General features: G+C 65.2%; 21 protein-coding genes. 13 read left to right on the top strand and 8 right to left on the bottom strand.

Features of this window, described 5'->3' with window-relative positions; genetic code table 11:
• The 6 genes from EOA49_RS19845 to EOA49_RS19870 form a co-directional block, all read left to right on the top strand.
• Positions 1-1,247: aldehyde dehydrogenase (locus tag EOA49_RS19845; protein ID WP_164749253.1), on the top strand; the 1,247-nt coding region annotated here is incomplete at its 5' end.
• Between the two features lie 65 nt (positions 1,248-1,312).
• Positions 1,313-2,317 (top strand): ABC transporter substrate-binding protein, encoded by a 1,005-nt coding sequence (locus tag EOA49_RS19850; RefSeq protein ID WP_127243311.1) that lies wholly within the window; start codon positions 1,313-1,315, stop codon positions 2,315-2,317.
• 61 nt (positions 2,318-2,378) lie between these two features.
• Entirely contained in the window at positions 2,379-3,239 is an 861-nt protein-coding gene (locus EOA49_RS19855; protein WP_127241173.1) for an ABC transporter permease, read from the top strand.
• 1 nt (position 3,240) lies between these two features.
• Positions 3,241-4,041, top strand: coding sequence for an ABC transporter permease (locus tag EOA49_RS19860; protein ID WP_067328485.1), 801 nt, complete (start codon positions 3,241-3,243; stop codon positions 4,039-4,041).
• On the top strand, positions 4,038-5,117 hold the full coding sequence (locus tag EOA49_RS19865) for an ABC transporter ATP-binding protein (protein ID WP_127241172.1): 1,080 nt from the start codon (positions 4,038-4,040) through the stop codon (positions 5,115-5,117). Before EOA49_RS19860 ends, EOA49_RS19865 begins: the two co-directional genes overlap by 4 nt.
• Positions 5,118-5,468: 351 nt before the next feature.
• A complete protein-coding gene (locus tag EOA49_RS19870; protein WP_336619673.1) occupies positions 5,469-5,891 on the top strand; it encodes a DAK2 domain-containing protein in 423 nt (140 codons plus the stop codon).
• A gap of 88 nt (positions 5,892-5,979) precedes the next feature.
• Here the strand turns inward: EOA49_RS19870 and EOA49_RS19875 are convergent, their stop codons facing one another.
• Positions 5,980-6,837, bottom strand: coding sequence for a LysR family transcriptional regulator (locus tag EOA49_RS19875; RefSeq protein WP_127241171.1), 858 nt, complete (start codon positions 6,835-6,837; stop codon positions 5,980-5,982).
• 128 nt (positions 6,838-6,965) lie between these two features.
• Between EOA49_RS19875 and EOA49_RS19880 the strand changes: the two genes are divergently transcribed.
• The 3 genes from EOA49_RS19880 to EOA49_RS19890 all read left to right on the top strand — a co-directional run bounded on the left by EOA49_RS19880 (position 6,966) and on the right by EOA49_RS19890 (position 9,612).
• Positions 6,966-8,048 (top strand): amidohydrolase family protein, encoded by a 1,083-nt coding sequence (locus EOA49_RS19880; protein WP_095799496.1) that lies wholly within the window; start codon positions 6,966-6,968, stop codon positions 8,046-8,048.
• An 11-nt stretch (positions 8,049-8,059) separates the two neighbouring features.
• The gene (locus EOA49_RS19885; protein ID WP_066994002.1) at positions 8,060-8,413 is read left to right on the top strand and encodes a Rieske (2Fe-2S) protein; all 354 of its coding nucleotides are present in this window, start codon (positions 8,060-8,062) and stop codon (positions 8,411-8,413) included.
• Between the two features lie 299 nt (positions 8,414-8,712).
• Positions 8,713-9,612 (top strand): dihydrodipicolinate synthase family protein, encoded by a 900-nt coding sequence (locus tag EOA49_RS19890; RefSeq protein ID WP_127241175.1) that lies wholly within the window; start codon positions 8,713-8,715, stop codon positions 9,610-9,612.
• A gap of 50 nt (positions 9,613-9,662) precedes the next feature.
• Here EOA49_RS19890 and EOA49_RS19895 read toward each other — a convergent pair whose 3' ends face one another.
• From EOA49_RS19895 to EOA49_RS19915, 5 genes are read right to left on the bottom strand one after another with little or no spacing between them, the layout of a single operon-like run.
• The gene (locus tag EOA49_RS19895) at positions 9,663-10,325 is read right to left on the bottom strand and encodes a TetR/AcrR family transcriptional regulator (protein ID WP_127241170.1); all 663 of its coding nucleotides are present in this window, start codon (positions 10,323-10,325) and stop codon (positions 9,663-9,665) included.
• 52 nt (positions 10,326-10,377) lie between these two features.
• Entirely contained in the window at positions 10,378-10,902 is a 525-nt protein-coding gene (locus EOA49_RS19900) for a hypothetical protein (RefSeq protein ID WP_095826040.1), read from the bottom strand.
• Entirely contained in the window at positions 10,895-13,774 is a 2,880-nt protein-coding gene (locus tag EOA49_RS19905) for a sarcosine oxidase subunit alpha family protein (protein ID WP_127243312.1), read from the bottom strand. The genes EOA49_RS19900 and EOA49_RS19905 overlap by 8 nt, the downstream gene beginning before the upstream one ends.
• Entirely contained in the window at positions 13,771-14,040 is a 270-nt protein-coding gene (locus EOA49_RS19910; protein ID WP_067322843.1) for a sarcosine oxidase subunit delta, read from the bottom strand. Before EOA49_RS19910 ends, EOA49_RS19905 begins: the two co-directional genes overlap by 4 nt.
• Before the next feature lie 13 nt (positions 14,041-14,053).
• The gene (locus tag EOA49_RS19915) at positions 14,054-15,307 is read right to left on the bottom strand and encodes a sarcosine oxidase subunit beta family protein (protein ID WP_067322840.1); all 1,254 of its coding nucleotides are present in this window, start codon (positions 15,305-15,307) and stop codon (positions 14,054-14,056) included.
• A 356-nt stretch (positions 15,308-15,663) separates the two neighbouring features.
• Between EOA49_RS19915 and EOA49_RS19920 the strand changes: the two genes are divergently transcribed.
• The 3 genes from EOA49_RS19920 (at position 15,664) to EOA49_RS19930 (ending at position 17,717) form a co-directional block, all read left to right on the top strand.
• Positions 15,664-16,104, top strand: coding sequence for a hypothetical protein (locus tag EOA49_RS19920; protein ID WP_127242201.1), 441 nt, complete (start codon positions 15,664-15,666; stop codon positions 16,102-16,104).
• Positions 16,105-16,113: 9 nt separating this feature from the next.
• Positions 16,114-16,698 (top strand): hypothetical protein, encoded by a 585-nt coding sequence (locus tag EOA49_RS19925; protein ID WP_245307477.1) that lies wholly within the window; start codon positions 16,114-16,116, stop codon positions 16,696-16,698.
• Positions 16,699-16,952: 254 nt separating this feature from the next.
• Entirely contained in the window at positions 16,953-17,717 is a 765-nt protein-coding gene (locus EOA49_RS19930) for a pseudouridine synthase (protein WP_095799402.1), read from the top strand.
• 12 nt (positions 17,718-17,729) lie between these two features.
• On the opposite strand, the gene EOA49_RS19935 is transcribed toward EOA49_RS19930, so the two are convergent.
• Both EOA49_RS19935 and EOA49_RS19940 read right to left on the bottom strand, forming a co-directional pair.
• Positions 17,730-18,311, bottom strand: a complete 582-nt coding sequence (locus EOA49_RS19935; protein WP_127213807.1) for a histidine phosphatase family protein — start codon at positions 18,309-18,311, stop codon at positions 17,730-17,732.
• A 196-nt stretch (positions 18,312-18,507) separates the two neighbouring features.
• The gene (locus EOA49_RS19940) at positions 18,508-19,842 is read right to left on the bottom strand and encodes a dicarboxylate/amino acid:cation symporter (protein ID WP_067322894.1); all 1,335 of its coding nucleotides are present in this window, start codon (positions 19,840-19,842) and stop codon (positions 18,508-18,510) included.
• Between the two features lie 234 nt (positions 19,843-20,076).
• Between EOA49_RS19940 and EOA49_RS19945 the strand changes: the two genes are divergently transcribed.
• The coding region (locus EOA49_RS19945) for a histidine kinase dimerization/phospho-acceptor domain-containing protein (protein WP_245460742.1) at positions 20,077-21,510 on the top strand (1,434 nt) is incomplete at its 3' end.

Raw genomic sequence — 21,510 nt, forward strand, 5'->3', positions numbered from 1 at the left:
ACCTCGTGGCCGCCAATGCGGGCCGCCTGGCCGAGCTGGAGACGCGCGACACCGGCAAGATCATCCGCGAGACGCGCGCCCAGATTGCCTATGTCGGCGACTATTACCGCTACTATGGCGGACTTGCCGACAAGCACGAAGGCACGCATGTGCCGATCGACAAGGCCGATCTCGACGTCACCATCCGCCGCGAGCCGATTGGCGTCGTCGCCGCGGTGGTGCCGTGGAACTCGCAGCTCTTCCTCTCGGCGGTCAAGCTCGGCCCGGCGCTTGCCGCGGGCTGCACCGTTGTGCTCAAGGCCTCAGAGGACGGCCCGGCACCGCTGCTCGCCTTCGCCGAGTTGGTCAGCGAAGCCGGCTTTCCGGCCGGCGCCGTCAACATCCTCACGGGCTTCGGCCAGGAGTGCGGGCAGCGCCTGACCAGTCATCCACTGGTCTCGCGCGTCGCTTTCACCGGCGGCCCGGCCACGGCGCGCGCCATCGTCAGGAACACGGCGGAAAACCTCGCGCACACGACGCTCGAGCTCGGCGGCAAGAGCCCGGTCGTCGTCTTCGCCGACGCCGACCTCGACAGCGCCGCCAATGCGGTCGTCGCCGGCATCTTTGCGGCGACCGGACAGAGCTGCGTCGCCGGTTCGCGCCTGCTGATCGAGCGTACCGTAAGACAAGAATTCCTCGGTCGGTTGAAGCGCAAGGCCGAAGCGATCCGCATCGGCGATCCTCAGGATCCGGCCACCGAGATGGGGCCGCTCGCGACCCTGCGCCAGCGCGACCGGATCGAGACCATCGTCGCCGAAAGCCTCGCCGCCGGGGGCACGCTGGTCACCGGCGGCAGGCGCCCCGACGCCGGCGCCGGCTTCTACTATGCGCCGACGATCATCGATGCCGGTGATAGCAACCTGCCCTGCGTGCGCGAGGAATTGTTCGGGCCGGTGTTGAGCGTGCTCGCCTTCGACACCGAGGCCGAGGCATTGGCTCTAGCCAACGACACGCCCTTCGGTCTCGCCTCCGGCGTCTTCACCTCGAATCTCGGCAAGGCGCACCGCATGGCGCGCGACATCCGTGCCGGCGTCGTCTGGGTCAACACCTATCGCGCCGTGTCGCCGCTCGTTCCCTTCGGCGGCTACGGGTTGTCGGGTCTTGGCCGCGAAGGCGGGCTCGACGCCATCCGCGACTACACGCGCTCGAAATCGGTCTGGATCAAGACCTCGGACGAGCCGATTCCCGATCCCTTCGTCATGCGCTGAGAACGCATGCCGAGGGTGCAGCGACAAGAACAAGAAACGGAACAGAGAAATCAGAGGAGAATGACATGAGACTGATCTTAGCCGGCGTGCTCGCCGGGCTGCTATCGGCAACCGCCGCCAAGGCCGACGAAATGGTATTCACCAGCTGGGGCGGCACCACGCAGGAAGCGCAGACCAAGTCCTGGGCCGAGCCGTTCGCGGCGAGCTCCGGCATCAAGGTGCTGCAGGACGGCCCGACCGACTACGGCAAGCTGAAGGCCATGGTCGACGCCAAGAACGTGACCTGGGACGTGGTCGACGTGGAAATGGATTTCGCCATCAAGGCCGCCAAGGACGGGCTGCTCGAGCCGATCGACTTCGCCGCCGTGCCGAAGGCCGATCTCGACCCGCGCTTCAGCAACGAGCACGCCGTCGGCAGCTTCTACTATTCCTTCGTGCTGGCCTGGAACAAGGGCGCCGTTTCGGGTGAGCCGACAAGCTGGGCCGACATGTTCGACACCAAGAAGTTTCCCGGCAAACGGACCTTCTACAAATGGTCGGCGCCGGGCGTGATCGAGATCGCGCTGCTCGCCGACGGCGTGCCGGCGGACAAGCTCTATCCGCTCGATCTCGAGCGCGCTTTCAAGAAGCTCGACACGATCAAGTCGGATATCGTCTGGTGGGGCGGCGGCGCGGAGTCGCAGCAGCTCATCGCTTCGGGCGAGGCTGCCTTCGGGCAGCTCGGGAACGGCCGTGTCTTCGCGCTCGAGAAGGACGGCGCCGATGTCGGCGTCTCCTGGAACCAGAACCTCACCGCCGCTGACGTTCTCGTCGTGCCGAAGGGCGCCAAGAACAAGGACAGCGCGATGAAGTTCCTCGCCGCCGCGACCAGCCCGACCGGCCAGGCGAAATTCGCCGAGGCAAGCGGCTACGCGCCGATCAACACCAAGGCCAAGGCGGAAATGCCCGCCGACGTGGTGAAAGGGCTGCCCGACGCGCATGTCGAGGGCCAGATCAATCTCGACATGAACTACTGGGCCGAGCACCGCGACGAGATCGCCACGCGCTGGTACGCCTGGCAGACCAAGTAGCGCCACAGCAAGCCGGGGGCGCGGCAAGCCGCTCCCCCTTCGGGACGACGGGAACCGCTCGATGCAAGCACACTCCCTCAGCCGCGGCTCGGTTGCCGGCCTGCCGGCCGGCAGCGGCGGCGCCCTGCCGGCCCTGGTGCTGGTCGGCCTGTTCTTTGTCGTGCCGGTGGTCGCGCTCTTGCTGCGCAGCGTCACCGATCCCGAGCCCGGCCTGCAGAACTATGCCGCGCTGTTCGGCAGCGGCACTTATGTGCGGGTGTTTCTCAACACCTTCCTGGTCGCGGCCGTCGTCACCGTCGTGACCATCCTCGTCGCGTTTCCGGTCGCCTGGATGCTGGCGATCATGCCGCCGGCGCTCGGTTCGGTCGTCTTCGGCATCATCATCCTGTCGATGTGGACCAATCTCCTCACCCGCACCTATGCCTGGATGGTGCTTTTGCAGCGCACCGGTGTGATCAACCGGGCGCTGATGGGGCTCGGCGTCATCCACGAGCCGCTGCCGCTCATCAACAATTTGACCGGCGTCACCATCGGCATGGTCTACATCATGCTGCCCTTCATGATCCTGCCGCTGGTCGGCACGCTGCGCGCCATCGATCCGATGACGCTGCGCGCCGCCGCCCTTTGCGGCGCTAGCCCGTCGCAGGCATTCCGCCGCATCCTGCTACCGCTGTCGCTGCCCGGCATCGCCGCCGGCGGGCTGATGGTCTTCGTCATGTCGCTCGGCTATTTCGTGACGCCCGCGCTGCTCGGCGGCACATCGAACATGATGCTCGCCGAAATGATCGCCCAGACGGTGCAGTCGCTGCTCAACTGGGGGCTCGGAAGTGCTGCGGCCTTCGTGCTGCTCGCCGTCACCATGGTGCTCTACGCGATCCAATTGCGCATGCTCGGCGCCAGGCGCCTCGCCGGAGGGCTCTAAGATGCTGCTCGACTACGACCGGCTCGGATGGCTGCGTGCGGCGCTCGCCGGCTTCACTGCGCTCATCGCGGCTTTCCTTCTGTTACCGGTGGTCTTCATCGTCCTGTTGTCGTTCGGCTCGTCGCGCTGGCTGGCCTTTCCGCCACCAGGCTGGACGCTGAAATGGTATCAGGAACTGCTTGCCGACCCGGCCTGGGTCGACGCCGCTTTGACCAGCGCGAAGATCGCCGCGATGGCCGCCATCCTCGCGGTTCTGATCGGCCTGCTCGCCTCGTTCAGCCTGGTCAGGGGCGAATTTCGCGGCCGGCAGTTCCTGCGCGGCCTGCTGCTGACGCCGATGGTGCTGCCGGTGGTGGTTTTCGCCATCGCCATCTACGCCTTTTTCCTGCGCATCGGGCTCGCCGGCACGACGATCGGTTTCGTCATCGCCCACACGATCCTGGCGCTGCCCTTCGCCATCATTCCGATCGCCACCGCGCTCGAAGGTTTCGACAAATCCATCGAGGACGCGGCGATCGTGTGCGGCGCCAGTCCGCTGCAGGCAAGGCTCAGGATCACCCTGCCCTCGATCCGCATCGGCATCTTCTCAGCGGCGATCTTTTCCTTCCTCGCCTCATGGGACGAGGTGGTGGTGGCGATCTTCATGGCGAGCCCGACCCTGCAGACCTTGCCGGTGAAGATCTGGGGCAGCCTGCGTGCCGATCTGAGCCCGGTCGTCGCCGCCGCCTCCAGCCTGCTCGTCGGCCTCACTCTCGCCCTGATGATCGTCACCGCACTCCTTCGCAGAAGACTGTCCAGATGACCCGGCCATTCCTGTCCATCCGCGCGGTGAGAAAGGCGTTCGGCGCCTTCGTCGCCGTCCACGACGTCACCATCGATGTGCCGAAGGGCGAATTCCTGACCTTTCTCGGGCCGTCAGGCTCCGGCAAGTCGACGACGCTCTATGCGATCGCCGGTTTCCAGGATCCGACGTCGGGCGACGTGCTTTTGGAAGACAAGTCGCTGCTTTCGGTGCCGTCGCACAAGCGCAACATCGGCATGGTGTTCCAGCGCTACACGCTGTTCCCGCATCTGAGCGTCGCCGAGAACGTAGCCTTTCCGCTGCGGGTGCGCCGCCGGCCGGATGCCGAAGTGAAGCGCAAGGTCGCCGATATGCTGGCGCTGGTGCGCCTGGAAAAATTTGCCGACCGCTATCCCGGCGCGCTGTCCGGCGGCCAGCAGCAGCGCGTGGCGCTTGCCCGCGCGCTCGCCTACGATCCCCCGATCCTGTTGATGGACGAGCCGCTGTCGGCTCTGGACAAGAAACTGCGCCAGGAAATCCAGGCCGAGATCCGCCGCATCCACCGCGAGACCGGCGTCACCATCCTCTATGTCACGCACGACCAGGAGGAGGCGCTGCATCTTTCCGACCGCATCGCCTTGTTCAAGGAAGGCCGCATCGAGCAGATCGGCACCGGCGAGGATCTTTATCTCAGACCCGCGAGCGAGTTCGTCGCCGGCTTCATCGGCAATTCCAACTTCCTGCCGGCGGAGCACCTCGAAACAGAGAACGGCGTTGCCTTGGTGCGGCTGGCCGATGGCTCGATCGTCAAGGGCGTGAAAGCCACACAGGCGCTCGGCCGCGGCCAAAAGGCCAGGCTGATGGTGCGGCCGGAAGCGTTCCGCCTGACCCCCATGGAGGGGAATGCATCGCTTGCCGTCGAGATCGTCGACACCGCCTTCTTCGGCGATCGCCGGCGCGTCGTGGCGCGCACGGGGTCGGGCGACGAGATCGATATCAGGCCAACTTCGGATACAGCCGAACCGGGCGGCACCGATGCCGCTTCGGGACGGCAGATTTTCTTCGATCCCGCTACGGCCTTCCTGTTTCCGGTCTGAAGCCGGGCTGGGTCATCCCCGCGACTGGCTCGCCGCCATCCAGTGCCACGTCGTCACAACCGCGACATGGCCGGCGCCTCGATCACCGTCATGCATCTCGATGACGAATTGCAACGCATGATCGACCATCCGTGCGACTGCGCCATGTTCCGGAGCTGAGCGAGATGGACTTCACGTCCGGGGATTTGAAAGCCCTTTTCGGCACTTTCTCCGAGCGGATGGCGACGGAACGCGACAGGCTCTGCGCGCTCGACGGAGTGATCGGGGACGCCGACCACGGCGTCGCCATGGAACAAGGCATGAAAGCCGCGGCCGAAGCGGCGCAAGCCGCCGAAGGCACGCTGCGGGATTATATTCAATACCGCGGCCAAAGGCTTTCTCAACGCAGTCGGCGCCTCCTCCGGACCGCTCTACGCAACCGCGCTTTTGCGCGCCGTCAAGGCCGCGGGTCCGCGCGCATCGATGCCGACCGGCGAGTTGCGTACCATCATTGCGGCGATGCGCGACGGCATCGCCCAGCGTGGCAAGGCGGAACTCGGCCAGAGGACAATGCTCGACGCCTGGGGGACGGCCGCCGACGCGGCAGTCAATGGCCGCAACGCCGATGCCATAGCCGCCGCTGCCCGCCGGGGCGCGGAAGCGACGCGCGACATGATCGCAACCGTCGGTCGCGCCGCGCGTCTCGGCGAGCGCTCGCTCGGCAATGCGGACCCCGGCTCGGTCTCGGCCGCAATGCTGGTCGAAGAAATCTGCAGGGCGATAAAGATCGCTTAGGCGGTGTGCCGCCATGCGATCAGCACTTGCCAGCAGGCCTGCATTCGATACAGGAGGCGCTTCAGCCGTTTACGATCGATTGTATCGATCAACTCTCCAGCGACATGACGGCAAGGTGAAGCGCGCGGACGCCTTTCTTAATGATCGGCTCATGTCGGCGTCGGGCGAGGACCGCCGTGTAGACGGGCTGATGCAGAGTTGGAGCTTCTTCCACGATGTGGGAGGGGCGCTCGGCGGCGAAGCGTCGCGCATCCTCGGCGCGCATGTAGCATGTGCCGCCGGCCCGCCGCAGCATATTGTCCGCAAGCGTCTCGGAGCCCATCGAAAGCCGGCACGCAGTCAGGTTTGGCAGCGCCTCGGCATGAGCCTTCTCGAGCGCCACCGTGTAACCCGGCCGGATGTAACTGTCGGGGCTTACATCGCAAAGCCTGCGCGCCGTGGTCGAGACCATCACATATTCTTCGACCATGAGCTGGTCATATGTGATCTCGGGCAGGTAGCGCGGAGCGTAAACAACGGCAATATCAAGGTTTCCCAGGCTCAGATCCGATATCATCTGCGGCGAATAATCGGATTCGACGTGGATCGAGGACCGGGGCAAGACTTGCAGCAGCATTTCCAGCCAACCAGGCAGGATCGAGCGGGTCATCCCGACCTGGGCAGCGACCCGTAGGCTGCCCTCGAACCTGTTGAAGGCGCGCACATCGTGACGCGCCTGGGACCAGGTCGACAGCATCGACCGCGCATAGGCCTCAAACCGCCGCCCTGCCGCCGTCGGCTCGGCACCGGCGCGGCCGCGGTGGAAGAGCTCGGATCCAACGGCGGTTTCCAGGTTCTTGATACGGGTGCTGACCGTCGATTGCGTCAGTCCGAGGCGCTCCGCCGACCGGTTGAAGTTCCGCGATTCGATGATGTCCAGAAAGGTTTCGACCTGTTCCAGCTGCATGGGCCAGCCAATCGATTTTTACGATCGTATCCGCCCGATCATACGCTTGATCCAAACACTGACAAGGCAGAAGTTCGATGCAAGCAACCCAGGGGCCTCCAGCGCGCCCGCATCATTTAGAGGGACAAGTGTTCATAGTCGATTGCGATTGCCACAATTACTGGTCCAGCGCGACGGTGCTGGAGCCCTACCTGTCCGGCGTCTGGAAAGACATGTTCATCGAAGGCGAGAAGACCGGCCCCGTCGGCGCCTTTCCGCACGGCCATCGCCCCTGGTTTCATCCGCAGGATTTCTCCCGGAAGGACGTGCGGCCGAAGGTCGAGGCGGACAATTACCTGATCATGAAGGAGAAGCACCTCGATAAATACAATATCGGAGTGGCAATCCTGACTGGCGACGAGCCGATCGAGGCTTCGACGCTGGCAAATCCCTATTACGCCAGCGCGCTGGTAAGCGCCTATAACGACTATCAGATCAATGAATGGCTGCCGAAAGACAGCCGCTTGATGGGCTCCATCGTCATCGCGCCGCAGGACCCACGCCTTGCGGCGGCGGAGATCCGGCGGCTCGGCGCGCATCCCCGGATGGCGCAAGTTCTGGCCTCCCAAGGCTCGGTGCGGCCGTATGGCGATCCGTTCTATCACCCGATCTTCGAGGCCTGTGCCGAGGTCGGCTTGCCGTTCGCCATACATCTTGGCGGGCATGGCGGCATCAACTGGAATGCCGTCGCGCCCGCGCCCACGACTTTCTTCTGGGAGACCCATGCGATCCTGCACATGTCGGCCATGTCGCATGTCGCGAGCATGATCGCGCATGGTGTGTTCGAAAAATGGCCGGATCTTTACTTTGTCGTCATCGAGTGCGGCATCGCCTGGGTGCCGTCGGTGCTCTGGCGACTTGACGCCGACTACAAAGCCCTGCGCAAGGAGACGCCATGGCTGAAGATGCTGCCGTCGGAATATTGTCGACGCAACATACGCTTCTCCACGCAGCCGTTGGAGCAACCGTCGAACGTCAAACACCTCTGGGCGCTCCTGGAAGCGATGGACGGGGAGAACACGCTGCTGTTTGCGTCCGACTACCCGCATTGGGATTACGATGACGTCAACACGCTGCACATCCCGCCGGAATGGCGCGGCAAGGTGCTCGGCCAGAATGCGCTCGATGTCTACAAGCGGATCCCCCGCCCGCAAGCCGCCGCGGCAGCGTGACGAGGACCCAAATGGCCGAGAAGACGTATATTTGTCGCGCCGACGAGATCCAGGTCGGGACGCCATTCATCGCCAAGGTGCGCAGCCTGTCGATCGGCGTGTTCCGGATCGGCGATAGTTTCCATGCGCTGCTGAATGTTTGTCCTCACCGAGGCGCTCCGCTTTGCGAAGGGCCGCAATGCGGAACGACCGCTCCCGTCGAGGGACCCGAATTCATCTACCACCGCGAGAACGAAATCGTTCGCTGCGCCTGGCATGGGTGGGAGTTCGACATCCAGACGGGTGCGGCCCTGGTCAACCCGTCCGTTCGCGCGCGGACGTTCCCAGTCACCGTCGAGGCCGGGAGCATTTACGTGACGGCCTGATCGGAGCGGCGCGCGCCTTGGCGACCGGTTGGGCGCCGTTACCCGAAGCAGCCGTCTTATGCGCCCGGCTTTGGCATGCTGCTGCTGGCGCCGATCGCATCGGCATCCGCTGCAATAGGCCGCTGACGGATCGGCGCCGGTTTCTTCGCGACAAACCGCTGGGCTATGGCGAAGACGCATTTGCGGCTTGGCAGGTCAACATGTGGCGTTAGAAATGGGAAGCTGGTGCCGACCGGCGATACGGCATGCGTCCCTTCTATGACGCCTCCGCCGGCCACACCCCAACCAAGGAGCATTCCATGACCTGGAGCGGCGTGTTTCCAGCAGCGACGACCAAGATGCAGGCTTCCGGCGCAGTCGACCTGAAAGCCACGCAAGCCAGCATCGAGCGGCTTGTTCAGAACGGCGTGTCAGGCGTGATCGTCCTGCCCATGCTTGGCGAGAATGCCACGCTGACACAGGCCGAGCGCGATGCCGTGGTTTCAGCGGCCAGGGAAGTCGTGGCGGGACGGGTGCCGCTGCTCTCCGGTCTTGCGGAATTATCCACCGACGACGCGGCCGCGGCGGCTCGCAACTACCAGAAGCTTGGAGCCGAGGGGCTGATGACCTTCCCCAGTCTCGCCTATCGCACCGACCGCCATGAGACGGTGGCATGGTACAAGACCGTGGCCGAGGCCAGCGACCTGCCGGTGATGATCTACAACAATCCGCTCGCCTACAAGGTCGACGTCGACGTCGAGACGCTGAAGGCGCTGGTCGATGTTCCTGGCATCGTCGCCATCAAGGAAGAGACCGGCGATATCCGCAGGGTAACCGACCTGTTCAACGCCTTCGGCGACCGTTTCGACATCTTTTGCGGCGTCGACGATCTTATCCTTGAAAGCCTGACGCTCGGTGTCGCCGGCTGGGTTTCGGGCATGACCAATGCATGGCCGGCCGAGTGCGTATCGCTGTTCAACGCCGCCCGCGGCGGCGATTATGCGGTAGCGCTTCCGCTCTATCGGCTGATGACGCCGGCATTTCATCTCGATACGGACGTCAAGCTGGTGCAGTACATCAAATTCGCCGAGCATCTGGTGTACGGCGCTCCGGAACACGTTCGAAAGCCGCGCCTGCCGATCGGCGGCGAGGAACGGTCGAAGGTGGAAGCGGTGATCAGGAAGACGATTTCCGATCTCACAGCGCTGAAACGTGTTTGAGAAACGTTTGCAGGTGACGGCGCTGCGGACCGCCGAGCAGTCGGCCATGGTCAACTGCCGGTTCGCACCCGCACCTTTTCGGCGAAGGCCTCCACCTCGCCCTGGCGAGGTTGCTTGCCGGTGTGCGTGAGCAGGTAGGCCGGCGTCAGAGACAGACGGTTGCTCACCGGCTCGACGATCTCGAGCGAGTAATAGCCGATCTGCGTGAAGTACAGCACGCGCGCCCGCACGAAGGCTTCGGTGTCTGCGTAACCGTGCCGCAAAAACATCGCCCGGATGGCATCGACCCGCGCATCGTCTTCCTCGTTCACGATACGATGGACCTTGGCGGACTGGCGCGACCAGGCACGCACGGCGAAGTCCAAGCGCGGATTGAACAGCCTCTCATCCAGCCAGCACTCGAAGACATTGAGCACGGCCTCAGTTATCGACGCGGCGGGCCGGCCGGCCTGCTCGAGGATGAAACGGGTGTTGTTGTTGCGCCAACAGTCGAGAAGCTGATCGAGCAGGTCCTGACGGCTCTTGAAGTACCAGTAGAAACTGGAACGGGAGACGTTCAGCTTCTGCCCGAGCGCGAGGACGCGCACCGCCTCCACGCCTTCGGAGATCAACGTCTCCAGCGCGAGCTTCATCCAGTCCTCGCGCGTCACCTTGGTGTTGCCGATCAGACCGGACCGTCGCACGACTGCATCTGCACTGGAATCGGAAGGCATGTCGGGCCGGCCAGGTTTGAATGCCGGCTAGATAGACCTGAAACCGCCCCCGCTACAATACTTGCACCTGTTCGAGCCACTCCCAAAGATACGGGGCAATGCTCCGGTCGACGTGCACACGCGCCCGATCGGGGTTGCCGAACCGGTAGAAGAGAACGCCGGAGCCGGCAAAAAGGATCGAAGCCGAGAGACTTGCCTGCCTCGGATCGAGCGCCGTGCCCCTGGCGACCAGACCGGCCAATCCCGGCCCTTCGATCTCGAATACATGCAGCCCGGCATCCATGACCGTGACCGCGAAACCGGCCGCGTGCCAGCCGGCCGCGACGGGTAATGGCCGTCCGCTCACGGCGAGAATACGATCGCGCGCGATGCGCACCATGTATTTGTCGCCGTTGGCAACCGCGCCGGCTCCGACTCCTTCCCCCGCGAGACCCGAAGCCTGCGCCCAAGCCGTCAGGTCGCCGCTGACCAGAAGCTGCTTCAGCCCGTCCAATGTGCGCACGCTAATCCCGTCCGTGTTCAGGACCGCGGTGGTCCAGTCGGGCGCTGGGGGCCATTTTTCGGCAAGGTTACGCATGCAGGCGGCTCCCTTCCGGATCGAAGGCGCAGGGCGCGACGATGGTGGCCTGGCGCAGGACGCCGAGGTGCTGAACGTCGATCGTTTGGCCATGCCGTGCGGCACCCCGTTCGATGAGCGCCAGGGCGACGGGGCGGCCCAGGGTCGGGCTTTGATAGCTGGAGGTGACGAAGCCGATGCTCCGGAGCCGGTCGCCGCTTTTCTCCACACCATGCGCGCCGGTCGCCAGCGGCGCCTCGCCTTCGCCGACAGCCAGGCCGACAAGCTGATTGCGATCGGTTCGGCACGCCGCTTCGGTGAAAAGCGAGCGCCGGCCGACGAACTCACCTGTACGCTTGGTCCGCGGTCCCGCGACGCCGAGGTCGTGCGGCATGACGTTGCCGTCGGTGTCCTTGCCGATGACGATGAAGCCCTTCTCGGCGCGCAGGATCATCAGGGATTCAAGCCCGAGCAGCACGGCGTCGAACGCGCGGCCTTCCTGCTGCATTCTTGCCCAGAGCGCCTCGGCCCGGTCGGCGCGGATGGAGATTTCGTAGCTTCGGTCGCCGGTGAAGGAGACCCGGGCAATGCGCACCTCGTCGCCGGCAAAGCGGCCGGCGGTAACCGCCATGTGCGGCAGGCTGGCATCGTCCAGCGCAGCACCCAGATCGAGCGCCTCTATCAGGCCGCGCGCTTTCGGACCCGAAATCGTCAAGGTGGCGTATTGCGCGGTGGCGTTGTGGATATAGACCGCATCGCGGCCGAAACGATCCTGCCGCCATTCTTCGAGACGCGCGTGGACAGCGGCGACATGCGACGACGAGCAGGAGACGATGAAGCGGTGCTCGTCGAGACGAACCAGCACACCGTCATCGAAGACGACGCCATTTTCCGACAGCATGAAACCGTAGCGGCAATGGCCGGGTTTGAGGGTCGACATGGTGTTGTAATAGATGAAGTCGACGAATTCGGCCGCGCGTGGACCGATCACCTCGATCTTGCCGAGCGTCGAGCCGTCGAAGAGCGCAACGGACTGCCGGGCGCGCCGCGCATCCTCCTGGATCGTGGCTCCGGCTTCGCCGCTTCCGTAATAGGCCGGCCTCAGCCAGCCGCCATATTCCTGGAACACTCCGCCTGCTGCGCGATGGTTTGCCTCCAGCGGTAGGCGACGGACCGGGGCGTGCATGCTGCCCCGACGCGCTCCCGCCAGGCTGGCGAACGGCACAGGCGTGAAAGGCGGCCGGTAGGTGGTGATGCCGACATCCGAGATGGCGCGGCCGGTAGCCGCGGCCAGCAGCGCCAGACCGTTCAGGTTCGACGTCTTGCCCTGGTCGGTCGCCATGCCAAGGGTCGTATAGCGCTTCAGGTGCTCGACGGAGACAAAATTCTCCCGCGCCGCCAGTTCGACGTCCTTGGCGGTGACGTCGCTCTGGTAGTCGATCCAGACGCGGCCCTTGGCTTTGGGCTTCGGCCACAGGCTGACGACGCCAAGCGTTCTTTCCTCGCCAGTGCTGCGAGGTGCCGGCGGCGCCGAGCCGAACCCGCCGAGGGCCGCCAGGCCGCTGGCCAAGGTCTCGGAAAGCGAGACCGTGCCGGCGACGGCGCCGGCTACGCCGATCCCCTCGATCGCTTCTGCGGGAATGAAAGCCGACAGTTGATCGCTCCAGGCGAGCTTGCCTTTTGCCTGCGAGAACAGATGCACGGTGGGTGTCCAGCCGCCCGAGACGAGCAGGCAATCGGCCGCAAGGGCGGTACCGTCGTCGAGCAGAACACTCTGAACGGCGTTGCGGCCGCGCGCCGCTGCAATGGCGCGTCCGGCGAGGGCCCGAATACCGCTCTTCGCCTGTACGCCACCCTCACGCCGGCAATCAACCACCGTCACCGAAGCGCCGGCCGCAGCCAGCGCCGAGGCCGGCTCGTAGGCGCTGTCATTGTTGGTTGCGACCACGATCTGCCGGCCGACAAGGACGCCATGCCTGCGCAGGTAGCTCAACGCCGCGTCAGCGGAGAGTATGCCCGGAAGGTCGTTGTTGGCGAACGGGACCGGCCGCTCGATCGCGCCCGTCGCCAGCACGATGCGGCGCGGGCGCACGCGCCACAGCGTGTCGGGTCGGCCGTCGCGGTGAAGCTGGTTGAGCGCGACCAGATTGTGATCATATAGGCCGAAGGCGGTCGTATCGCTGAGCACGAGATGCCCACTGCTCTTCAGCCGGGCCACCGTGGCATCGACCCATGCCGCACCCTTGGCACCGTCGACTTCGCCTACACGGTGGCGCAGCGACCCGCCGGGATGCGTCCGGTCGTCGACCAGGACGACCGAGTGCCCGGCTGCCGCCGCGCCGGCAGCCGCGGCGAGGCCGGCCGGTCCGGCGCCGACCACCAGGACGTCGCAATGGTGGTTGATCTGGTCCGAGACGTGACGCGGCTTCCAATTGCGGTCGACGACGCCGAGCCCGGCCATGGCGCGGATGCGCGGCTCGAACAGGTGCCAGTCCGGCCACATGAAGGTCTTGTAGTAGAATGCGGCGGGCAGGAAACGGGCAAGGCGGTCCAGCACCGCGTTGCGGTCGGCCAGCGCCGTCGGCGACGCGTTGACGCTCTTGACCGTGAGGCCGTCCCGCGCCGGCACGGTCGTTGCCCGCGCATTCGGCGCGCGGCCGCCGGCGCTTTCGACATCGACCAGCGCGTTGGGCTCCTCCACGCCGGATCCCCAGATGCCACGCGGCCGATGATATTTGAAGCTGCGGCCGACGATCGCCCGGCCGCTCGCCAGCAAGGCAGACGCGATCGTGTCGCCGGCAAAGCCGTCGACGCGCGTGCCGTCGAAAGTGAAGCTCAGCGGGCGGGCCCGATCGATGTCGCAGCCGCCATTGGCAAGACGCGAAGCGCTCATGCGCCATGCTCCGCGTCGCCGAGCACGGAGGAACCCGACACCTTGTGATTGACGCTGTCGCGGCTCATCGCAAAGCACTCGCCGCAGGTCAGGTGCATCCAGATCTCGCGAGTCGGCCCCTTCGGGTTGTTGCGCATATGGAGATAGCCGGCCCAGCGCTCGGCCGTCACGTCCCCGCCGTCGGGCCGCAAATTGCCGGCCTCGCCGCCATAGTGAAACTCGCTTTCTTCGCGCGGCCCGCAGAACGGACAGGGAAAGAGCTGCATCTTTTCTACACCTTCAATGGGCAATGCCGGAGCCGGCAGCCTCGTCGATCAGCCGGCCGCGGGCGAAGCGGTCGAGATCGAAAGGCCGGCTGATGTCGTGGTGCCTGCCGGTGGCGAGCAAATGGGCAAGCAGCGTGCCGCCGGCGGGAATCGCCTTGAAGCCGCCCGTGCCCCAGCCGCAATTGAGGAAAAGCCCGGGCAGTGGCGATTCGCCGATGATGGGCGAGGAATCGGGGACGACGTCGACGATGCCTGCCCATTGCCGCATCATCTTCAGCTGGCCGAAGATCGGGAACATTTCGAGCATGCCTGCGATCACGCCTTCCAGCACCGGCAAGTTGCCGCGCTGGCCATAGGACGGGATGCGGTCGAGCGCGCCGCCGATCACCAGTTCGCCCTTGTCCGATTGGCTGACATAGACGCCCGTATCCGGCGAGATCACCACCGTGTCGATGATCGGCTTGACCGGCTCGGACACGCAGGCCTGCAGCGCATAGGAATTGACCGGCAGCCGGAATCCCGCCTTCGCCGCCAGCACCGAGGAGTGGCCGGCCACCGCCATCCCCGTACGCTCTGCCCGGATTGCGCCGCGCGACGTGACGACCCCGCGGCAGCGCCCGTTCTCGATGATAAAGTCGCTGATCTCGCAGTTCTGAATGATGTCGACGCCGAGACGGCTGGCGGCGCGCGCATAGCCCCAGGCGACAGCGTCATGACGGGCCGTGCCGCCGCTCGGCTGCCAGGTGCCGCCATAGACGGGGTAGCGGGCATCCGGGCCGAAATTGTAGATCGGCACCACCCGGCGGACGTCCTCGACCGAGAACAATTCGCAATCGATGCCGTTGACCTGGATGGCGTTGACGGACCGGGCAGCGGTTTCCATTCCCGCTTCGCTATGCGCGAGGGTGAGAATGCCGCGCGCGGAAAACATCACATTGTAGTTCAGATCCTTCGATAGCCTCTTGTAGAGACTATGCGCCAATCCGTAGATCGCCGCGCTTTCCGGGTAGAAGTAATTTGAGCGGACCACGGTTGTGTTGCGGCCGGTGTTGCCGCCGCCGATCCAGCCTTTCTCGAGCACCGCCACATGGGTGACGCCGTGGTTCTTTGCGAGATAGTAAGCCGTGGCGAGGCCGTGGCCGCCACCGCCGACGACGATGGCGTCGTAACGCGGTTTGGGCTCCGGCGAGCGCCAGGCCTTCTCCCAGCCCGTCTGGCCGGCGACGCCTTCCTTGAATAGCGAAAGCGCTGAATAGTGCCTTGTCATGCGCTCAGGCCCGCATCACGTGAGCGATAGTGCAACGGGCCAAGAACCGCTGAGACGCCATATCGGCGGCGCCGTACCGAACCGGCGCAATCAACTCGCCCCGTCCTCGAAAGTCCATAACCCATCCCGTTCTGCCGCGGTTCGACAAAGTCGTCCACCTTCGCGCGGGGCGAACTTAGCTTGAATGGACACCTGTGTCCATTGGGCAAATCGGGACCGCGGGTCGTACGAGGGCGGCAACCGGCCATCTAAGCCAAGTGAAATGCATTTGCGCGTGTCAGGCGCATGGCGGATTTCATTTGCTTGGTGATCCTCCTCCCATGGGCCAAACTCCCGCCGGGCTGTCAGGAGGAGAAATGAGAGCACGCGCAGCGACGGTCGGAGATCTCGAGGGTGTTTTCCGCGGCCTGTCCAAGCGAATGTCGGACGAGTACCTGGCGGCCGGCAAGGACAGCAAGGCCGCCTACGACAATCTGATGATGAATCTGAAGGAAGGCCGGGCCCATGCGCTGGTCGAGGGCGCGCAGGCCGTCGCCTTTATCGCCTGGCATGAGCATGGCGACGCGGCCGACACGCTGTTTGCCGCGCAGGAGGACTTCTTCAGAGCGGCAACCGTTCGCTTCTGCAGGCGTCACATCCGCCACATCCAGGCGCTCGCCGGCAACCTGCCCGTGCACTCGCGCAGCTGGCTCGATGGACCGGTCGTCGCAAAATGGTTTCGGCTCATCGGCTATGTCGAGCGGGGACAGGAGAATGGCGCCACCCTGTTCGAACTGCCGCCGGCGCCCAATGGGTGACACGGGTTATTGGCGCAGCGGCTTGCACCGCGCAGCAATTGGCGGGATGGTGTGGAAGGCAGCCGGGGGCGCTGGCAGGCCGGAGATGCATGGCTGCTGGAAATCAAAATGGTGCGAGCTTGTTTGGCCCTTGTCGCCCTTGTTGCCCTTGCGAGGCCAACAGAAGCAGGCGAGCGAGCGGCTCCTCTCTTCGACCGCTCCGATCTGGCGTCCGCGTATTCGGGTGAGTCCGACCTCGTAACCGCATATACGACCGGGATGGCCCGGTACCGTCTTCAGCTCATGGCGCGTACCGGCACCGCCAATCTCGCCGCCCCTCTCGAACCTTTGGCCCTGCGGCCGGAATTTCGCCAGCGGACATGGCGCTCGGCCGATGGCAGCCTGCTGCAGGGCTTCGCCGGCAAAGGCGGCTTCCGGCTGACTGTCGGCAACTGCCTTGCCCGCCTCTGCGCGGCCAGCGAATGCAGCGAGGCCGGCTGGCCGGTCTATGCCTGCAGCGACGGCCATAAGCGCAAGATGTCGGTGAAGAGCTTCGTGACGGCAACCTTCGACGGCGTCCCTTACCGGCGGTTGAGCGCTCCGCCGGAACCGTGATTTGATTGCGGTCGACGACGCTGCCGGTTCAGCAAAGTCAGGTACTCGTCACCACCCGAAACGCTGGCTGCACCGCTTCTCGTCACCGGAGCAGCCACATCAGCACGGGACCGCCAGCGAGCGTGGCGACCAGGCCGGCCGGGATCTGGCGCGGGATCAAGGTGCGGCCGATCTGCGAGCGAAAGGCAATGCGAGAAGTGCAAGCACGGCGGCCAGGTTGCGCCGGCGTTGCCCGGCATGGCATCTGTCGGCCGATGACACGCAAGCCCCTACGACAGCTTCCCGAATTCCCGCGACGACCGATCGCTGGAAAAGTCAGCCTCAACCGAGCGCTGTCGAAGCTAGGATTCTGCTCGCGCAAGCAGGCCGAACTGATGATCGCCGAAGGACGCGTGCGCGTTGCCGGCAAGGTGGCGCGCGATCCGTCGCTGCGCGTCGATCCGGATCGCGACCGCATCGCAGTCGATGGCGCACAGGTCGCCGCGGAACGAAAAGTGTATCTGATGCTCAACAAGCCGCGCGGGCTGGTCACCACGCGCGACGACCCCGACGGGCGCGGCACGGTCTATGACTGCCTTGCTGATCTTGACCTGCCCTTCGTGTCGCCGGTCGGCCGTCTCGACAAAGCGAGCGAAGGTCTGCTGTTGATGACCAACGACACGCGCTGGGCGAACGGCTTGCTCGATCCTGCCTCGCATGTCGCCAAGACCTATCATGTGCAGATTGCTTCCGCGCCCGACGAGAAGATGCTCGAGCGGTTCCGCCAAGGCGCTGTCGTCGACGGGGAATTGCTGACGGCGAGCTCGATCGCGCTCTTGCGCAGCGGCGGGCGCACGGCCTGGCTGGAGATCGTGCTCGACGAAGGCCGCAACCGCCAGATCCGCCGCATGCTCGGCGCCTTCGACATCGAGGTGCTCAGGCTGGTGCGGGTGGCGATCGGGAGGCTGCAGTTGGGTGATCTCGCGAAGGGCAAGGCGCGGCATTTAACGGCCGTGGAGCTGGCGATGCTTGCCGCTTAACAGGGGCCGGAACTACTTTTGGTTCCAGCGGCGGATGACCGGTTCGGTCAGGTCGTGCTCGTAGCCGAGGATGCTGAGGCTCGCGGTATCGAGGACGAAATGTTCGCCGCCTTCCGGCGGCAGGCTGATCCAGCGCGCCGCAAGCACGCGCAGGAAATGCGAGCTCGAGAAGATGAGCACATTGCCGGCCGCCGTCCGGATTTCGGCCACGATCGCATCGGCCCTTGCGCCGACATCGGCTGCCGTCTCGCCGCCCGGACAGCCGTCGCGAAACAACTGCCAGCCGGGACGTCCGGCAAGGATTTCCTTCGTCGTCACGCCTTCATAGGCGCCATAATCCCATTCCTGCAGGTCGGCCTTCTTGAGCGCGCGCTCGCCGAAGCCGGCCAGCCGGCAGGTGTCGAAGGCGCGCTGCGATGGGCTCGACCAGACCGCCTGGAAGGTCTGCTCCTTGAGGCGGTCGGCGACGCCGCGTGCGGCCTGTTCGCCTTTCGCGGTCAACGGAATGTCGGTGCGGCCGGTATGCTTTCCCGATGCGCTCCATTCCGTCTCGCCATGGCGGACAAGGTAGATCTCGGGAAACGCGCTGCTCATCCGCCGGCCCTCACGCTTGGATGCACCGGCAAGAATGCCGGCCCGCGCCACCCTATGCGGCGTCCGACAAAAAGAACAGGCCGCGGCGGAGCCACGGCCTGTTTCGGCTTGGGTGGACGCTCGTTGTCTGTGCAACTCCGGATCGAAGGCTACGGTGAAGTCACCGAGGCAATTTTCCGGGAATTGTTTCGATCGCTCAGGCCGGCTGCAGGCCGCCTGAGAGCGCGAGGTCTGCCTCCTCCGGCATCTGGCCGGCCATGGCGGCGGCGAACTGCTTCTGGTCGAGCTCGCCTTCCCAGCGCGCCACGACGATGGTCGCGACGGCATTGCCGACGAAGTTGGTGAGCGCGCGACACTCCGACATGAAGCGGTCCACGCCGAGGATCAGCGCCATGCCGGCAACCGGCACCGAAGGCACGACCGAAAGCGTGGCCGCCAAGGTGATGAAGCCGGCGCCGGTGATGCCGGCGGCCCCCTTGGAGCTCAGCATGGCAACGAGCAGCAGCAGGATCTGGTCGCCGAAGGTGAGCGGCGTATCGGTCGCCTGGGCGATGAACAGCGCTGCCAGCGTCATGTAGATGTTGGTGCCGTCGAGGTTGAAAGAATAGCCGGTCGGGATGACAAGACCGACCACCGAGCGATTGCAGCCGGCGCGCTCCATCTTGGCCATCAGGCCGGGAAGTGCTGCCTCCGACGATGAGGTGCCGAGCACAAGGAGCAGCTCTTCCTTGATGTAGCGGATCAGCGCCAGGATGGAGAAGCCGTTGTACCATGCCACCGCGCCCAGCACGATCAGCACGAAGAGCAGCGACGTCAGGTAAAAGGTGCCGATCAGGAAGGCGAGATTGGCGATCGCGCCGATGCCGTATTTGCCGACGGTGAAGGCCATGGCGCCGAAGGCGCCGATGGGCGCAGCCTTCATCAGGATGGCGACGAGGCGGAAGATCGGCGCCGTCAGCGCCTGCAGGAAGTCGACCACCGGACGAGCGCGCTCGCCGACCAAAGCGAGAGCGACGCCGAACAGCACCGAGAAGAACAACACCTGCAGGATGTCGCCCTGGGCGAAGGCGCCGGTTATGGTGTCGGGGATGATGTTCAGCAGGAAGCCAACGATCGTCGTATCATGGGCCTTCTCGGTGAAGGTCGAGACCTTCGAGGCGTCGAGCGTCGCCGGATTGATGTGCATGCCGGCGCCGGGCTGGACGACATTTGACACGATCAGGCCAACGATGAGCGCCAGCGTCGAGAAGACGAGGAAATAGATCATCGCCTTGCCGGCGACCCGGCCGACCTTATGCAGGTCGGAGACGCCGGCGATGCCGGTCGCGACGGTGAGGAAGATCACTGGCGCGATCACCATCTTGACCAGCTTGATGAAGGCATCGCCGAGCGGCTTCAGCGAGGCGCCGATGTCGGGATAGAAATGGCCGAGCAGGATGCCGGCGGCGATCGCCGCCAGGACCTGCACGTAAAGATGCCGATAAAAGGGAACTTTGCCGCGCGGTTCCGCGGCAGCGATTGCCGTCTGCATGATGTCCTCCGTTCGGCCCCGATCGAGAAGCTCGACCTCCCGGGGCAGTTGACCTTCACAGCCTCGCGGCTGCTGCGGATGCATTTGCAACGGCCGTGCCAGATTGCGCCTTGAGGCGTCGAGCATTGATTTTGTTTGGTTTTCTGACGCAACGCGCTTTGCCATTCGACAGCGCAGTGCGGCGATCCGCATAGCTCGAATTGTGCTTTGTGCGAAATCATGCACAAATGGGCGATGCTGCAACGCCCCGCCGCTGCCCTCGCTTCGACGCCCGAACTGCTCGCCGGGCGGGCGCGGCGCGCCTGGCTGCTGTTTGCGGCGGTGGCGCTTCTCATCGTCTTTGCAGCGCTCTATGGCGCCGGCCTCTACGGACGCTCGACCGAGATCGAGGCGCTGTCGGCGCAAGGGCGGACCGACGCCAATCTCAAGGTGGCGCTGCTGCGTGCGGTGCTCGAAAACCCGCGCGCGCTGCCGCTGCTTCTGTCCGAAGACCAGCAGGTGCATGACGCGCTCGCTGAGCGCAGCCCCGCCTCGATCGACGTGCTGAACCGCAAGCTCGAAGGGCTGGTTTCGGGCACCAAGGCCTCGGTGCTTTACGTCACCGGCCCGGACGGGCTGGCCATCGCTTCCAGCAACTGGCGCGAGCCGGTTAGCTTTGTCGGCAATGACTACGGTTTTCGCGCCTATTTCTCGGGCGCCATGCAATCCGGCACGGCCGAGTATTTCGCGCTCGGCAATGTCAGCAAGCGCCCGGGCCTCTACATTTCGCGCCGTGTCGGGAGTGCGGCGGCCCCGCTCGGCGTCGTCGTGGTCAAGATGGAGTTCGACCAGCTCGAAGCCGACTGGCACGAGGCGAACCGCCCGGCCTATGTCAGCGACGAGCATGGGGTGGTGCTGATCACCAGCGTGCCCTCCTGGCGCTTCATGACGACGGCGCCGCTGGCCGCTCCAGTCGCGGCCGACATCCGCGCCAGCCAGCAGTTCGGCGAGGCTCCGCTGGTGCCGTTGCCCGTCACGAGGCCGCAACCGCTCAGCCCCGATGTCGCGTTGGTGCACGCCATCACGCCCGGCGGCAGCGACGCAGAGTATCTGCGGCTATCCACCGCCGTGCCGTCGACGCCATGGCGCCTCGACTATCTCGTGCCGGCGGAAGCGCCGATCGCGGCGGCGCAGCGCGAAATGCGTTTGTTGGCCCTCGGCGTCCTTGTCCCGCTGCTCGCTTTGGCCGCCTATCTGTTGTGGCGCCGGCAGTCCGCGCAGATGCGGATCGCTGCCGAGCAGGCGGCGCGCGCCGAACTCGAACGGCGCGTCGTCGAGCGCACGCAGGACCTCAGCCTCGCACGCGACCGGCTGCAGGCCGAGATCGCCGACCACCGCAGCACCGAAGCCAAGCTGCAGGTCATGCAGCAGGAGCTGGTGCAGGCCAACCGCCTGGCGACGCTCGGCCAGGTTGCCGCGGGCGTCGCGCATGAGATCAACCAGCCGGTGGCGACCATCCGCGCCTATGCCGACAATGCGCGCGTTTTCCTGGAACGCAAGCAGCCGGCGTCGGCGGAGGAAAATCTCGGCGCCATCGCTGCGCTGACAGAACGCATCGGCTCCATCACCGAGGAGCTGAAAGCTTTCGCCCGCAAGGGTCGCACCGCCGCCGAGCCGGTCGAGTTGCGC

Source organism: Mesorhizobium sp. M1A.F.Ca.IN.020.04.1.1 (assembly GCF_003997315.1).
Taxonomy (GTDB): domain Bacteria; phylum Pseudomonadota; class Alphaproteobacteria; order Rhizobiales; family Rhizobiaceae; genus Mesorhizobium.

Excerpts from the sequence above, each read along its gene's own strand:
- EOA49_RS19900 (WP_095826040.1), bottom strand. The coding sequence starts at position 10,902 with ATGCGTAACCTTGCCGAAAAATGGCCCCCAGCGCCCGACTGGACCACC.
- EOA49_RS19940 (WP_067322894.1), bottom strand. The coding sequence starts at position 19,842 with ATGCAGACGGCAATCGCTGCCGCGGAACCGCGCGGCAAAGTTCCCTTT.
- EOA49_RS19855 (WP_127241173.1), top strand. The coding sequence starts at position 2,379 with ATGCAAGCACACTCCCTCAGCCGCGGCTCGGTTGCCGGCCTGCCGGCC.
- EOA49_RS19850 (WP_127243311.1), top strand. The coding sequence starts at position 1,313 with ATGAGACTGATCTTAGCCGGCGTGCTCGCCGGGCTGCTATCGGCAACC.
- EOA49_RS19875 (WP_127241171.1), bottom strand. The coding sequence starts at position 6,837 with ATGCAGCTGGAACAGGTCGAAACCTTTCTGGACATCATCGAATCGCGG.
- EOA49_RS19935 (WP_127213807.1), bottom strand. The coding sequence starts at position 18,311 with ATGAGCAGCGCGTTTCCCGAGATCTACCTTGTCCGCCATGGCGAGACG.
- EOA49_RS19910 (WP_067322843.1), bottom strand. The coding sequence starts at position 14,040 with ATGCAGCTCTTTCCCTGTCCGTTCTGCGGGCCGCGCGAAGAAAGCGAG.
- EOA49_RS19885 (WP_066994002.1), top strand. The coding sequence starts at position 8,060 with ATGGCCGAGAAGACGTATATTTGTCGCGCCGACGAGATCCAGGTCGGG.
- EOA49_RS19860 (WP_067328485.1), top strand. The coding sequence starts at position 3,241 with ATGCTGCTCGACTACGACCGGCTCGGATGGCTGCGTGCGGCGCTCGCC.
- EOA49_RS19915 (WP_067322840.1), bottom strand. The coding sequence starts at position 15,307 with ATGACAAGGCACTATTCAGCGCTTTCGCTATTCAAGGAAGGCGTCGCC.
- EOA49_RS19890 (WP_127241175.1), top strand. The coding sequence starts at position 8,713 with ATGACCTGGAGCGGCGTGTTTCCAGCAGCGACGACCAAGATGCAGGCT.
- EOA49_RS19905 (WP_127243312.1), bottom strand. The coding sequence starts at position 13,774 with ATGAGCGCTTCGCGTCTTGCCAATGGCGGCTGCGACATCGATCGGGCC.
- EOA49_RS19895 (WP_127241170.1), bottom strand. The coding sequence starts at position 10,325 with ATGCCTTCCGATTCCAGTGCAGATGCAGTCGTGCGACGGTCCGGTCTG.
- EOA49_RS19920 (WP_127242201.1), top strand. The coding sequence starts at position 15,664 with ATGAGAGCACGCGCAGCGACGGTCGGAGATCTCGAGGGTGTTTTCCGC.
- EOA49_RS19865 (WP_127241172.1), top strand. The coding sequence starts at position 4,038 with ATGACCCGGCCATTCCTGTCCATCCGCGCGGTGAGAAAGGCGTTCGGC.
- EOA49_RS19930 (WP_095799402.1), top strand. The coding sequence starts at position 16,953 with ATGACACGCAAGCCCCTACGACAGCTTCCCGAATTCCCGCGACGACCG.